Raw genomic sequence first — 12,926 nt, 5'->3', positions numbered from 1 at the left:
GCATCGTCATTGTATCCAGATCGTCACCGTTTTCGGCAGGTTCGTTCCTGATTCTCGGTAGTTGTCTTGCGATTGGATGCAATCCCGGTTACGGTGAGGGCATCGCATGACATCGATGGAGACGCACATGCCGCGACGACGCACCCTTTCGACCGACGTCCCCTGGGTCGAGCTCCGCACGACGGCGGCCGACTGGAAGGCCGCCGACCCCGCGCTGCTGACGACGATGCTCGGCGAGCTGCAGCTGATCCGCGCCTTCGAGGAGAGCGTGCTCGAGCTCGCCGGCACCGGTCTCGTGCACGGCCCGGCGCACTCGAGCATCGGACAGGAGGGCGGCGCGGTCGGATCGATCGTGACCCTCCGCTCCAGCGACGCGGTCAACGGCTCGCACCGCGGGCATCACCAGTTCCTGGCGAAGGCCATCACGCACGTGAGCGGCGGTGCGATCGACCCCGCCGCCGTCGTCGACGAGCCGATGCAAGGACTGCTCCAGCGGACGCTCGCCGAGATCCTCGGCCTCGCCCAGGGCTTCTCCGGCGGCCGCGGGGGATCGATGCACTTGCAGTGGCTGGAGGCCGGCGCCCTCGGGACGAACGCGATCGTCGGCGGTGGCGCCCCGATCGCGACGGGCAACGCCTGGGCGCAGAAGCACGCCGGCACCACCGACGTCTCCATCAACTACTTCGGCGACGGCTCGAGCCAGATCGGCTCGGTGCTCGAGTCGATGAACCTCGCCGCCGCGTGGAAGCTCCCGGTGATGTACTTCATCGAGAACAACCTCTACGCCGTCTCCACCCACGCCGACGAGGTGACCGCCGACCCGCGGTTCTCCGTGCGTGGTCAGGGCTTCGGCATCCCGTCGTGGCGCGTGGACGGCATGGACCCGCTCGCGGTTCACCTCGCCAGTCAAGAGGCGTTCGATCGGATGCGCGCAGGCGAGGGCCCCGCCATCGTCGAGGCGGAGGTCTATCGGTTCTTCCACCAGAACGGTCCCTACCCGGGGAGCGCGTTCGGCTACCGCACGAAGGACGAGGAGAAGGCGTGGCGCGCCCGCGATCCGATCACGCGGGTCGAGACCGAGCTCGCGCGTCTGGGCATTCTCGGCCCCGACGAGGCGGCCTCGGTTCGCGCGCAGGCTCAGCAGGCGATGGCGGAAGCCGTAGCCCAGCTCGTCGAGGACGACCCCGACAACGCGGGGCGTCGCCGTATCCGCCCCGAGCTGTGGCCGGATCCCGCCGTGGTCGACACCGGGATCCGCGGCGACGCGTCGGAGCTGGCCGGGCTGACGGTCGCCGAGCCCTCCGCGCACACCGGGGGGTGGACCGAGGTCAAGTTCGTCGACGCCGTGGCGGCGGCGATGGAGCGGCGCATGGCAGCCGACTCCCGCATCATCGTCATGGGCGAGGACGTCCACCGCCTCGCCGGCGGCACCAATGGCGCCACCAAGGGACTGCGCGACGCTTTCGGCGCCGACCGCGTGATCGGCACCCCTATCAGCGAGAACGGGTTCTTCGGGCTCGCCGGCGGGATCGCGCTCGACGGCCGGTTCCGTCCCGTCGTCGAGTTCATGTATCCCGACTTCATGTGGGTGGCCGCCGACCAGGTGTTCAACCAGGTGGGCAAGGCGCGCCATATGTTCGGCGACAACAACACGCTTCCGCTCGTCCTGCGCACCAAGGTCGCGATGGGCTCCGGGTACGGCTCCCAGCACCTCATGGACCCCGCGGGGATCTTCGCGACCGCCCCCGGGTGGCGCATCGTCGCCGCCTCCACGGCCGCCGACTACGTGGGCCTCCTCAACGCCGCCCTCGCCCTGGAAGACCCGGTGCTCGTGATCGAGCACGTCGACCTCTACGGCACCGCCGACCGGGTACCCGACGGCGACCTCGACTACATCATCCCGCCCGGGAGCGCCGCCGTCCGGCGCGAGGGCTCCGACGTCACGATCCTCACGTACCTCTCGATGGTGGGGCACGCGCTGGAGGCCGTGGAGCAGACCGGCATCGACGGCGAGGTCATCGACCTCCGCTGGCTCGACCGGGCGTCGCTGGACTGGGAGACCATCGAGCGCAGCGTCAAGAAGACCGGCGCCGTCCTCATCGTCGAGCAGGGCGCGCGGGGCACCTCGTACGGCGGATGGCTCGCCGACGAGGTCCAGCGCCGGCTCTTCGACTGGCTCGACCAGCCCGTCGAGCGGGTCACCGGCGGAGAGGCCAGCCCCAGCATCTCCCGGGTCCTCGAACGAGCCGCCATCGCGCGCACCGAAGAGGTCGTGGCCGGTCTCGAACGTGTGCGCGTGAACGCCGGAGGACGATGATGGCCGCCGTGGTTCGCATGCCCGCGCTCGCCGCCGGGGCCACCGAGGCCGCGGTGCAGTCGTGGCTCGTCGCCGTCGGCGACAGCGTGGCAGCGGGGCAGGAGATCGTCGAGATCGAGACCGAGAAGGCCGTCGTCGAGTACGAGGCCGAGGAGGCGGGCGTCGTCGCGGCGCTACTGGTCGACGCCGGTGCGGCCGTGGCGGTGGGTGCTCCCATCGCCGTGCTCGCCGCGCCCGGACAGTCCGCCGACGACGCGATCGCCGAGGCCGGAGTCGCCCCGTCCGCTCCCGCCCCGTCCGCTCCCGCCCCGGACGAGCCCTCCGCTGCCACGCCGGCTCCCGCCGTCCCGGATGCTCCCGCCCCCACGGCGCCCGCTCCCACGGCGCCCGCTTCGACGGACCAGGCACCCGCCGCCGCACCCGAGCGCGCCGAGGGCGCCCGGCTCTTCGCGAGCCCGCTCGTTCGCCGACTCGCCCGCGAGCGCGGCATCGACCTCTCGCACATCGCCGGTTCGGGACCGCACGGGCGCATCGTCCGTCGCGACCTCGACGCCCTTCCCGAACCCACCCACACGCCGCCCGCGCGGATGTCGGCGCCCGAGCCCGACGCGGCCTACACCGACATCCCGCACACCGGCATGCGGCGGGCGATCGCGCGCCGGCTCACCGAGAGCGTCACCACCGTGCCGCACTTCTTCCTGTCGGCCGACTGCCGCGTCGACGAGGTGCTCGCGCTCCGAGCGCGCATCAACGAGCGGGGCACGGTGAAGATCTCGGTCAACGACTTCGTGCTCAAGGCGGTCGCCGCCGCGATGCTCGACGTTCCCGAAGCCAACGCGATCTGGACGGAGGAGGCGACCCGACGCTTCTCGACGGTCGATGTCGGCGTCGCGGTCTCGATCCCGGGGGGACTCGTCACCCCCGTCCTCCGCGGCATCGAGGGGCTCACTCTCAGTGCCATCAGCAGCGGCGTCCGCGACCTCGCCGACAAGGCCCGCGCGGGCAGGCTCAAGCAGCGGGAGCTGGAGGGCGGCTCCTTCGCCGTCTCCAACCTCGGCATGTACGGCACCTCGCGGTTCTCCGCGATCATCAACCCGCCGCACTCGGGAATCCTCGCCGTGGGGGCGGCCGAGCGTCGTGCCGTCGTCGAGGGCGACACGCTGGTGCCCGCCACGGTCATGAGCGTCACCCTCTCCGCCGACCACCGCGTCCTCGACGGCGCGCTGGCCGCCCAGTGGCTGGCGGCGTTCACCGAACGCATCGAGAACCCGCTGTCGCTGCTCGTCTGATCCGATCCCACCCGAAGACCCTCGACGTCGAGAGATAAGGAAACACCCACATGACTGACAACCTGCCCACCATCGGCTGGATCGGCGCGGGCCGCATGGGCACCCAGCTGGTCCAGCGCCTGCTCGATGCCGGGTACGACGTTGCCGTCTACAACCGCACGGCCGCCAAGGTCCAGCCGCTCGTCGACGCGGGAGCCTCCCACGCGGCGCGTCCCGTGGACCTCGCCGGTCGCGACCTCGTCTTCAGCATGGTCTCGGCCGACAAGGACCTCGAGCACGTGCTCCTCGGGCCCGACGGGCTGCTGACCGGGCCGTCCGCGCCGCGGATCGTCGCCGACGTGTCGACCGTCTCGGTCGCCACGAGCGAGAAGGTGCGGGCTGCGGCGACCGAGCGCGGCACCGCGTTCCTGGCCACTCCGGTCTCCGGCAACCCCGCCGTCATCGCTGCGGGAAAGCTGACCGTCGCCGTCTCCGGTCCGCGCGACGTCTTCGACGAGGTGGAGCCGGTGCTCCAGGTCTTCGGCCGCGGGGTCACGTACGTCGGCGAGGGCGAGGTGGCTCGCCTCGTGAAGATCGCCCACAACGTCTTCCTGGGCGTGGTCACCCAGTCCCTCGCCGAGATCACCGTGCTCGCGCAGAAGGGCGGGGTGTCGCGCGAGGCGTTCCTCTCCTTCCTCAACGACTCGGTCATGGGCTCGGTCTTCACCGGCTACAAGACCCCTGCGTTCGTCAACCTCGACTTCACGCCGACCTTCACGATGCCGCTGCTGCAGAAGGACTTCGATCTCGGACTCGACGCCGCGTACCGACTCGGGGCACCGATGCCGATCGCCTCGGCGACCCGTCAGATCGTCGCTCAGGAAGTGGGGGCCGGAAACACGGAGCAGGACTTCGCGACGCTCCTGCTCGCCGTCGCCCGCGGCGCGGGGCTCGACCTCCAGTCCGAGAACGCCGACGTCACCGACGGTCTGACCGACTGACCCTTCGATGACACCTTCGCAGATCCCGGCGACCATGCGCGCCGCCGTGCTCCATGGTCGCCGGGATCTGCGGTTCGAAGAGGTGCCCGTGCCCCGCCCCGCCGCCGGCGAGGTGCTCATCGAGGTCACGATGGTCGGGGTGTGCGGCACCGACGCGGCGGAATGGGCGTACGGGCCGATCCTCACCCCGATCGAGAACCGTCATGCCGTGACCGGGCATCGGGGGCCGATGACGCTCGGGCACGAGTTCGCCGGCACGGTCGTCGCGACAGGCGAAGGGGTCGACGCGGCGTGGACCGGTCGGCTCGTCGCCTCCTGCGGCGCCGCCCCGTGCGGCTCGTGCGACCTGTGCGTGTCGGGTCGCTCCAACGTGTGCCGCCGTTACAGCGCCGTGGGTCTCCACCGCGACGGCGCACTGGCCTCGTACGTCACGGCTCCCGTCGCCAGCTGCGTCGACGCGGGCGCGCTCGGCATCGACGGCGGTGAGGCGGCGCTCGTCCAGCCCATGTCGATCGCCGTGCACGCGGCGCGCCGGTCGGGCGTTCGCGCCGGTGACGTCGCCGTCGTGCAGGGGGTCGGCGGGATCGGCGCCTTCCTCATCCACGCCCTTGTCGATCGCGGAGTGAGGGTCGTCGCGGTCGACCTCGACCCGCAGCGCGTGGAGCTCGCCGCCGACCTCGGCGCGGAGCTCACCGTGCGCGCCGGCACCGATTCCTCGGCCGCGGAGATCGCGGCGAGCTGGGGAGAGAGGCTTCCCGTGTTCTTCGAGGTCACGGGGAGCGAGCGCGGCATGAACCTCGCGATCGAGATCGTGCCGATGGGAACGACCGTGGTGGCGGTGGGGATCGCGAAGAGACCGGCACCCGTCGACCTCGGACGGGTCACCGTGCGCGAGCTCACGCTCGTCGGCACCAACGCGATGGTCCGCGAGACCGACCTCGTCGACGCGGCCCGCCTGGTCGCGCAGCGGGCGGGGAGATGGCAGGCCGTCGCGTCGGACCCGATCGCCTTCGACGATCTCGTCGAGGGGGCCCTCGAGCCTCTGTCAGAGGGACGACCGCCGGCGGTCAAGACGCTCGTGCGGCCCCCGGACCGGTCGGTGACGGCGCCTTCGCGCTGAGGTGGAACACCTCTTCGATGCCGTCCTCGGGATCGTCGACCTCTCCCACCTTCACGAAGCCGAGGCGCCGCACGATCCGCAGCGACGCCGAGTTTCCCGGCGATACCGATGCGACGACCGTCCGCACCTCAGGCGCGGCGATCGCCTCGGCGACGAGCATCTCCGCAGCCGCTGTCGCCAGCCCTCGCCCCCGGAAGGTGGGGTCGATCTCGTAGGAGATCTCCACGGCGCCCTCGTCGTCGGGAGCGCTGTGGAACCCCGCCGCGCCGACGGCGACGGGGGTGTCGCCCAGATACAGGGGCCGGGCGATCCACGGCAGGTCGCCGGGGCGCTCCCGCACCTGCGCCGCACGGATCTCCCACAGCCACCGCAGGGGCTCTCCGCCGACGTGCGGCCCCAGCCGTCGGCGCACGGCGTCGCTTGCCGTGCCGGTCGCCAGCGCGTCGAGCTCCGAGGTCGTCAGGGGGACCGCGTGGAGCCCGCTGCCCGGGGAAGGAGAAGACATCACGTCTGGGAGTATCCCATCGGGCGGGGATGTCCTGGCGGGAATGCGCCGCCGGGACGGATGATGGAGGAGGAGCAACACCCGTCGAAAGGAACACCCATGGCCACCATCGCCGTCCTCGGAGGAACCGGCTACGCCGGACGCCACATCGTCGCCGAAGCCGTCCACCGCGGACACAGCGTCCTCTCGGTCGCCCGCACCGCGCCGGCCGAGCGCGTCCCCGGGGCGACCTACGTCGAAGGCACACTGCTCGACGTCCCGGCGCTCGCGAAAGAGCTGACCGGCGTCGATGTCGTCGTCTCGGCCGTGGCGCCGCGCGGCGAGATGGAGGGCCAGGTGCGCCCCAACCTCGAGGCGCTCTTCTCGGTCCTCCCGGACGACGTGCGGGTGGGGGTCATCGGAGGCGCCGGCGGCAGCCTCGTCGCGCCGGGAGGTCCCCGCGTGGTCGACAGCGGGTTCCCCGACGAGTTCAAGGCCGAGGCGCTGGAAGCGATCGGCGTGCTCGAAGACTTGCAGGCCGAGCAGACCGGTCGGGACTGGTTCTATGTGCACCCCGCCGGCGGGTTTGGTGCGTGGAACCCGGGGGAGCGCACCGGTCAGTACCGCGACGGCGGCGAGGTGATCGTCACCGACGACGAGGGCGAGTCGTTCATCTCCGGAGCCGACCTGGCGGTGGCCGTCCTCGACGAGATCGAGAAGCCGCGCCACCACCGCGAGCGCTTCACGGTCGGCTACTGAGCGGGCCGCCGGGATGCTCAGGCCGTGAGGGTCCCGGCGGACAGCGGCAGCTGCGAAGCGTGGCGGCTGGCCAGCATCGGGCCGAGGTGCGACTCGTAGACCGCGAGGTGCGCGGGGTGGTCCAGATAGCCGGCCAGCCCCGCTTCGTCGTCGACGATTGCGGCGATCGCATAGTCCACGTCGCTCGGGCGGACCCGGAGGTTGGGTGCGGCGACGTACGAGCGGATCGACGGGATCTGGGTCGCCATCTCGGTGAGGGCGGCGGTGAGGGCGCGCACGTCGTCGTCGCTGACCGACTCGCGCCAGGTGAAGGCGACTTGGTGCAGGATCATGGGGTTCCCTTCTAGACGAGGTCGCGCCAGTCGACGCCCTCATCGTCTTCTTCCTCGATGTCGACGGCGCCGGTCAGGATCGGCAGCGCCATGGTCTCGGTCGGCGGACCCATGACGGTCGCCTCGTCGCGGCGGAAGCGCAGGACGTCGTTGATGTAGGACGAGACGACCTCCGCGATCGGAACGGACGTCCCGCGCGCCTGCGACATGTACCACCGGTGTTCGAGCACCTGGTGGAACACCTCGGCCGGCTCCAGCTTCGCGCGCAGATCGAACGGGATCGCCTTCACGACGGGTTCGAACACGCGCGTCAGCCACTCATGCGCGACCATCTCCTCGTCGCTGCCGAGACGGGAGACGCGAGCGCTGAACTCGTCCATGTCGTTGAGCAGACGCCGGGCCTGGTTCTCCTCGACGTCGAGGCCGGTGAGGCGCAGCAGCCGCCGCTGGTGGTGGCCGGCGTCGACGACCTTGGGCTGGATCGAGACGACGGTGCCGTCGGAGATCGTCTGGATCGACATCTCCCCGATGTCGAAGCCGAGGTCGTTGAGGCGCTGCACCCGCTCGGTGAGGCGCCACGACTCGTTGACCGAGAACGACTCCTGGTCGTTGAGCGCGCCCCACAGTGACCAGTACGACGACATGATGCTGTCGGCGATCGCGACCGCGTCGACACTGCCCTCCAGTCGTCCGCCGGCTTCGAGGTCCATCAGCTCGCCGGCGATGTTGGTGCGGGCGATGTCGAGGTCGTGCTCGCGCTGGCCGCGGGTGAGGCCGCGCTCGTGGAGCTCTCCGGTCTCGGCGTCGACGAGGTAGGCGGCGAACGCCCCCGCGTCGCGGCGGAAGAGGGTGTTGGAGAGGGACACGTCGCCCCAGAAGAACCCGATGTTGTGGAGGCGGACCAGGAGCACGGCGAGGGCGTCGACGAGGCGCCCCGCCGTGTCGGGGCGCAGGACCTGGGTGAACAGGGCGCGGTAGGGGAGGGAGAACTTGAGGTGGGCGGTGACGAGGGCCGCCGGCAGCGGGTCGCCCTTGGGGGTGCGGCGTCCGTCGATCACGGCGACGCGATCCACGCACGGCACATCGAGCCGCGACAGCGAGCCGAGCATCTCGTATTCTCGGCGGGCCATCTCGGTGGTCGTCTCCTTGACGGCCACCACCCGTCCCGACAGGCTCGCGAAGCGCACGAGATGACGCGAGATCCCCTTCGGCAGCGAGACGATCGTGTCGTTCGACCACTCTTCGAGCGGCGTGGACCACGGCAGGGCGAGCAGCCCCGCATCGACGCTGCTGGCGGTGATGGTCAGCGACTCCACCACGGCGCGTCCTCCCTTGCGTACCGGTCGTGCGGGGCGTGCCAGCCCCACATGCGCCGCGGCGCGGGGGTCAGTGACCCACCGCGCCGCGTCGCTCGTCTGTGTCGGATCAGGCCGAAGCGATGGCCTTGTCGGTCAGGCGCTCGCCCGACTCGGAGTCGAACACGTGCACGTGGCCGGGGATCGGAGCGAGGACGACCTTGTCGCCGGCGCTCGGGTGACGACGGCCGTCGACACGGGCGACGAAGTCGGTGTTCTTGCCGTTGACGTCGGCGTGGCCGTAGAGGTAACCGTCGGCACCGAGCTCCTCGACCAGGTCGACGCTCACGGTGATGCCCTGGCCGTCCTCGGGGTTGACGACGATGTCCTCGGGGCGGACACCGATGGTGACCTGCGATCCGTTCGCCTTGCCGAGGGTGTCGGCCTCCACGCCCACGACGCTCGTGCCGAAGCGGACGCCGCCCTCGGCGATGTCGGCCGGGAACAGGTTCATGGCCGGCGAGCCGATGAAGCCGGCGACGAACACGTTCTGCGGCTTCTCGTACAGGTCGCGCGGGGTGCCGACCTGCTGCAGCAGACCGTCCTTGAGGACGGCGATGCGGTCACCCATCGTGAGGGCCTCGGTCTGGTCGTGCGTGACGTAGACCGTGGTGACGCCCAGGCGACGCGTGAGCGAGGCGATCTGGCTGCGGGTCTGGACGCGGAGCTTGGCGTCGAGGTTCGACAGCGGCTCGTCCATGAGGAACACCTGGGGGCTGCGGACGATCGCGCGGCCCATGGCGACACGCTGACGCTGACCACCGGAGAGAGCCTTGGGCTTGCGGCTCAGGTACTGCTCGAGGTCGAGGAGCTTGGCGGCCTCTTCCACGCGCTTGGCGCGCTCTTCCTTGCCGACGCCGGCGATCTTCAGGGCGAAGCCCATGTTCTCGGCGACCGTCATGTGCGGGTACAGCGCGTAGTTCTGGAACACCATCGCGATGTCGCGGTCCTTCGGCGGGATGTCGGTGACATCGCGGTCGCCGATGAGGATGCGGCCCGAGTTGACCTCTTCGAGGCCGGCCAGCATGCGCAGCGAGGTGGACTTACCGCAACCGGAGGGGCCGACGAGAACCAGGAACTCGCCGTCGGCGATCTCGAGGTTCAGCTTGTCGACCGCGGGGCGGGTTCCGCCGGGGTAGAGGCGGGTTGCGTTGTCAAAGGTGACGGACGCCATTTGTTCTTCTCCTTCACCGGCAGGTACGTGCCGGACGATCCGTAGTGAATGGAATGAGCGGGGGCTTGGCCCGCACGTCCCGGGAGGACGCTCGACCAGTATGGCACGCCGGGGGCTCGCCGCGGAGGCTCGAGGCCGGGGAAATCACGGTCCCTGCCCGTTCCGTGTCTGGGTTTTTCCCAGGGTGTCTGACTACCATCGATCTGTTCGCTAACCCGTGCGGACAGCCGGAGGCCGATCCGGCACATTCGTTTTCGCAAGAGGTTCCATGTCCATCGACGGCCCCACCCCCGAACCGTCCGCGAGTGACCGTCGCGAAGCGGTGCGCGAGAAGGCCCAGCAGGTCCGCGTGCAGCAGTCACGAGCCCGCCTGGTGCGCCGCGCCGCGCTCGTGGCCGGAGCGCTGTTCGCGGGTGCTGCCGTGACCGTCGTGGTGGCGTGGGCCGTGGCCGCCACCGCGAGCCGGCCGCAGCTGGAGCCGCGCAACGCGTCGGCCGATGGATTCGCGATTTCGTCGATCACCGGCGTCGTCGGCGGCGAGACCACCGCGCAGGTCGACGCCACGCCCAGCGCCACCCCGCAGGCCGACGCCAAGACGCCGACGCCCTCGCCGACCGTGAGCGAGAGCGTTGCCGCATCCGCCGCGCCGCCAGTCGACATCCGCGTCTACGTCGACTACCTCTCGCCCGGCGCCAGGGAGTGGCAGCTGGCGAACCTCCAGCAGCTGAGCTCGTGGGTCAACCAGGGAGCAGCGACGCTCACGTACCACCCGGTGTCGATGCTGGCCGCCAAGTCCAACGGCACGAAGTACTCGCTGCGCGCCGCGGGAGCCGCCGCCTGCATGGCGACGTACTCTCCCGATGACTTCTTCAACTTCAACAACGAGCTGCTCTCGCGTCAGCCGGCCGTGGACTCCGACGGCTACTCCGACGATGAGCTCGCCAACCTGGCGATCGCCTCTGGCGCCGACGACCCCAAAGAGGTGCGCACCTGCATCGAGACGGGGGCCTTCTCCTCCTGGGTGAAGGAAGCGACCGAGCGCGCGGTGGCCGAGATCCCCGACACCGACGGCCTGGCGCTCACGAGCATCCCGATGGTCGTCGTCAACGGTCAGGCATACGTGGGCGCGCTCGACGATCCCGCCGAGTTCTCCCAGTTCGTCATGACCAGCGCCAGCGACGCGTTCTACAAGTCGCAGGAGACGGCGACGCCCACCCCGACGCCGACCTCCTCGCCGTCGCCCAAGGCGTCCAAGGCGCCGAAGGACAAGCCGTAGGGTGGCTCTGACGCCCGGCTAGACTGGGCGTTCTGCCGGCTTGGCGCAATTGGTAGCGCACCGTACTTGTAATACGGGGGTTGCAGGTTCAAGTCCTGTAGCCGGCACCGTTGGGCCGTCGGTGAGACTATTCGCAGAACCGGCCGAAAGCTAGACGGGCACTCGCATCGTGCGGGTGTCCGTCGGTGTTTTGGGCCGTTTGCGGTCCTGGCGCCCGGTCTCCAGGCGCGTTCGATCGTTTCGTGAGCGCTGAGAATGCTAGTGCCGCCGCAGGCGGGTGGTGCTGGCGGGTGTGGCTCGCGCCCGGAGGGGGATCGCCCGCGGACTCGTCGGCGACTCGGTGGCCTTGAGCCCGACTGCGGTCGTTTCCCGGGGGAGGGTGAGGTCGCCGTTGCCGGTGGACACGCACGCGACCTGCCACTGTCGCTCACAAACACAGCGATAGTTACTCGTCGCGGATGGCGCGCAAGGCCCGCTGCGTGTGATTCTCGACGCCCGTGAGTTGCTCGTTGCGACCGGTCTGGACGTTGTCGCTGACAACGATGCGCTGCTCCGACCGAACGTCCAGAGGAGAGCCCGCCGGCGTTGCTGACAACCGAGCCCATATGTCAACGGCGCACGTTCAGTGGGCCGCTCCGCGGAGACGCCAATCGGATGCCATGCTTGAGCAGCAGTCACCTCCGCCTGGTCACGGTGTTTGACGCTCACCGCAAGCACCCCTTGATCACAGCAAACGTCAGGAGAGAAGTACTGATGCTCATATGGACGCCGCGATCTACTACCCCGGAGCACAAGGCTCGCCAGGTGCTGTCTGCTGTTCAGCACATGCACGTTACTTTCAAGGAGGAAGTGTGGCTCTGGCGTGGCGAGGCAGAGGATCGGTATCGACTCGAACCAGGAATGCACACGCGCGTTCTCGGCGACGGCACGGCACTGCACGATGCGCAAGCCACGACTCGTGAGCATACGACCACTCTGCTGGATAAGGCGCGGGCTGCGGGCTTGGACCGGTCGCCTTCGGATCGCAGTTACCCAGACCTTGCACTATTGGCGCATCTGCAGCACTATGGCGCAGCGACGCCGTTGCTCGACGTTTCAGTCGACCCGTTGATCGCTTTTTGGATGGCTGTGTTCGCGGACGCCGACGATCCCGTGAAGGCCGGCTCGAAGGACCACCTTGACGGTCGCATCCTTGGAATTCTCCGCCCATCCGAAGATCGATGGATCTCGCCAGTGGACGATCGTTCTTACACTGAAGTCGCGGCACAGTCCGAGTCTGGCTATCTGTGGTATCGGCCCCCGTACGTTGCGGAGCGCCTAAGGATCCAGCGCGGCTCCTTCATCCTCGGTGCTTTCACTACTCCACATGAAGAGTCGACGCTGAATCTCAATCTCGGAGATGTTGACTCCGACTTCCTCGCCAAACGTATGACACGAATGGGCCAGCGCGGGAAACCTGCTCAACGGACTGCAGAAGTCATTTGCTTCAAGATTCCGAGATCCTCTAAGCCGTACCTTCGTGAGTTGCTAGTCTCCCGAAGCGGATTGGACTCGGAGACCGTGTATCCAATTGCGTGGACCGATCACCCGATACAGAGCTTCGCCAGACGGTTTGGGAGAACCATACCCCTCTAGAAGATGGGTGGGGGAAGGCGGTGTCCGAAAATCCGGGTAAGGCTTGAACCGATCGAGACCCAGCTCCAACGCCGTCAACTACTAAAGCGATCCCGACCCGACCATAGACTTCAGTGCGCGACCGTCATCCGTGCGTCTAGAGCGTCGGTGTAGCGCCTGTTCGTCCCCACAAGCCGAAGCATCGCTTCTCTGGCCGAGGAGCCCA

General features: G+C 69.3%; 11 protein-coding genes and 1 tRNA gene. 8 read left to right on the top strand and 4 right to left on the bottom strand.

Translation table 11 applies throughout. The annotated features are described in order from the left end of the window. Nucleotides 1–127: 127 nt before the first annotated feature. The 4 genes from AVP41_RS05840 to AVP41_RS05825 are packed head-to-tail and all read left to right on the top strand — an operon-like array spanning nt 128 to nt 5,706. Entirely contained in the window at nt 128–2,317 is a 2,190-nt protein-coding gene (locus AVP41_RS05840; RefSeq protein WP_067162045.1) for an alpha-ketoacid dehydrogenase subunit alpha/beta, read from the top strand. Continuing rightward, entirely contained in the window at nt 2,317–3,606 is a 1,290-nt protein-coding gene (locus AVP41_RS05835) for a 2-oxo acid dehydrogenase subunit E2 (RefSeq protein ID WP_067162043.1), read from the top strand. The genes AVP41_RS05840 and AVP41_RS05835 overlap by 1 nt, the downstream gene beginning before the upstream one ends. Before the next feature lie 50 nt (nt 3,607–3,656). Then, entirely contained in the window at nt 3,657–4,586 is a 930-nt protein-coding gene (locus AVP41_RS05830; RefSeq protein WP_067162041.1) for an NAD(P)-dependent oxidoreductase, read from the top strand. Between the two features lie 7 nt (nt 4,587–4,593). Next, the gene (locus tag AVP41_RS05825; protein ID WP_067162039.1) at nt 4,594–5,706 is read left to right on the top strand and encodes a zinc-dependent alcohol dehydrogenase; all 1,113 of its coding nucleotides are present in this window, start codon (nt 4,594–4,596) and stop codon (nt 5,704–5,706) included. On the opposite strand, the gene AVP41_RS05820 is transcribed toward AVP41_RS05825, so the two are convergent. After that, nucleotides 5,654–6,211 carry a GNAT family N-acetyltransferase gene (locus AVP41_RS05820; protein WP_067162036.1) on the bottom strand — a complete coding sequence of 186 codons (558 nt, stop codon included), beginning with the start codon at nt 6,209–6,211 and terminating at the stop codon, nt 5,654–5,656. The genes AVP41_RS05825 and AVP41_RS05820 overlap by 53 nt on opposite strands. Nucleotides 6,212–6,310: 99 nt before the next feature. Between AVP41_RS05820 and AVP41_RS05815 the strand changes: the two genes are divergently transcribed. Beyond that, entirely contained in the window at nt 6,311–6,949 is a 639-nt protein-coding gene (locus AVP41_RS05815) for an NAD(P)-dependent oxidoreductase (RefSeq protein WP_067162032.1), read from the top strand. 17 nt (nt 6,950–6,966) lie between these two features. Here the strand turns inward: AVP41_RS05815 and AVP41_RS05810 are convergent, their stop codons facing one another. The 3 genes from AVP41_RS05810 to AVP41_RS05800 form a co-directional block, all read right to left on the bottom strand. After that, nucleotides 6,967–7,281 carry a Dabb family protein gene (locus AVP41_RS05810; protein WP_067162028.1) on the bottom strand — a complete coding sequence of 105 codons (315 nt, stop codon included), beginning with the start codon at nt 7,279–7,281 and terminating at the stop codon, nt 6,967–6,969. A gap of 11 nt (nt 7,282–7,292) precedes the next feature. Then, complete coding sequence (locus AVP41_RS05805) at nt 7,293–8,600, bottom strand: DUF4032 domain-containing protein (RefSeq protein WP_067162025.1); 1,308 nt, start codon at nt 8,598–8,600, stop codon at nt 7,293–7,295. Between the two features lie 106 nt (nt 8,601–8,706). Continuing rightward, on the bottom strand, nt 8,707–9,810 hold the full coding sequence (locus tag AVP41_RS05800) for an ABC transporter ATP-binding protein (RefSeq protein ID WP_067162021.1): 1,104 nt from the start codon (nt 9,808–9,810) through the stop codon (nt 8,707–8,709). A gap of 268 nt (nt 9,811–10,078) precedes the next feature. Between AVP41_RS05800 and AVP41_RS05795 the strand changes: the two genes are divergently transcribed. The 3 genes from AVP41_RS05795 to AVP41_RS16300 all read left to right on the top strand — a co-directional run bounded on the left by AVP41_RS05795 (nt 10,079) and on the right by AVP41_RS16300 (nt 12,721). Next, the gene (locus tag AVP41_RS05795) at nt 10,079–11,086 is read left to right on the top strand and encodes a thioredoxin domain-containing protein (RefSeq protein WP_067162018.1); all 1,008 of its coding nucleotides are present in this window, start codon (nt 10,079–10,081) and stop codon (nt 11,084–11,086) included. A 34-nt stretch (nt 11,087–11,120) separates the two neighbouring features. Beyond that, a tRNA-Thr gene (locus AVP41_RS05790) sits at nt 11,121–11,193 on the top strand. A gap of 697 nt (nt 11,194–11,890) precedes the next feature. Continuing rightward, nucleotides 11,891–12,721, top strand: coding sequence for an FRG domain-containing protein (locus AVP41_RS16300; protein ID WP_197464253.1), 831 nt, complete (start codon nt 11,891–11,893; stop codon nt 12,719–12,721). Nucleotides 12,722–12,926: the final 205 nt, after the last annotated feature.

The sequence above is a fragment of the Microbacterium sp. TNHR37B genome (assembly GCF_001620065.1).
Taxonomy (GTDB): domain Bacteria; phylum Actinomycetota; class Actinomycetes; order Actinomycetales; family Microbacteriaceae; genus Microbacterium.
The sequence above is the reverse complement of the archived record's forward strand: the minus strand, read 5'-3'. Positions and strand labels throughout refer to the sequence as shown.

What these genes read in the sequence shown, in the direction of transcription:
- AVP41_RS05810 (WP_067162028.1), bottom strand. Translation starts at nt 7,281, where the DNA reads ATGATCCTGCACCAAGTCGCCTTCACCTGGCGCGAGTCGGTCAGCGAC.
- AVP41_RS05830 (WP_067162041.1), top strand. Translation starts at nt 3,657, where the DNA reads ATGACTGACAACCTGCCCACCATCGGCTGGATCGGCGCGGGCCGCATG.
- AVP41_RS05815 (WP_067162032.1), top strand. Translation starts at nt 6,311, where the DNA reads ATGGCCACCATCGCCGTCCTCGGAGGAACCGGCTACGCCGGACGCCAC.
- AVP41_RS05820 (WP_067162036.1), bottom strand. Translation starts at nt 6,211, where the DNA reads ATGTCTTCTCCTTCCCCGGGCAGCGGGCTCCACGCGGTCCCCCTGACG.
- AVP41_RS05825 (WP_067162039.1), top strand. Translation starts at nt 4,594, where the DNA reads ATGACACCTTCGCAGATCCCGGCGACCATGCGCGCCGCCGTGCTCCAT.
- AVP41_RS05835 (WP_067162043.1), top strand. Translation starts at nt 2,317, where the DNA reads ATGGCCGCCGTGGTTCGCATGCCCGCGCTCGCCGCCGGGGCCACCGAG.
- AVP41_RS05840 (WP_067162045.1), top strand. Translation starts at nt 128, where the DNA reads ATGCCGCGACGACGCACCCTTTCGACCGACGTCCCCTGGGTCGAGCTC.
- AVP41_RS05800 (WP_067162021.1), bottom strand. Translation starts at nt 9,810, where the DNA reads ATGGCGTCCGTCACCTTTGACAACGCAACCCGCCTCTACCCCGGCGGA.
- AVP41_RS05795 (WP_067162018.1), top strand. Translation starts at nt 10,079, where the DNA reads ATGTCCATCGACGGCCCCACCCCCGAACCGTCCGCGAGTGACCGTCGC.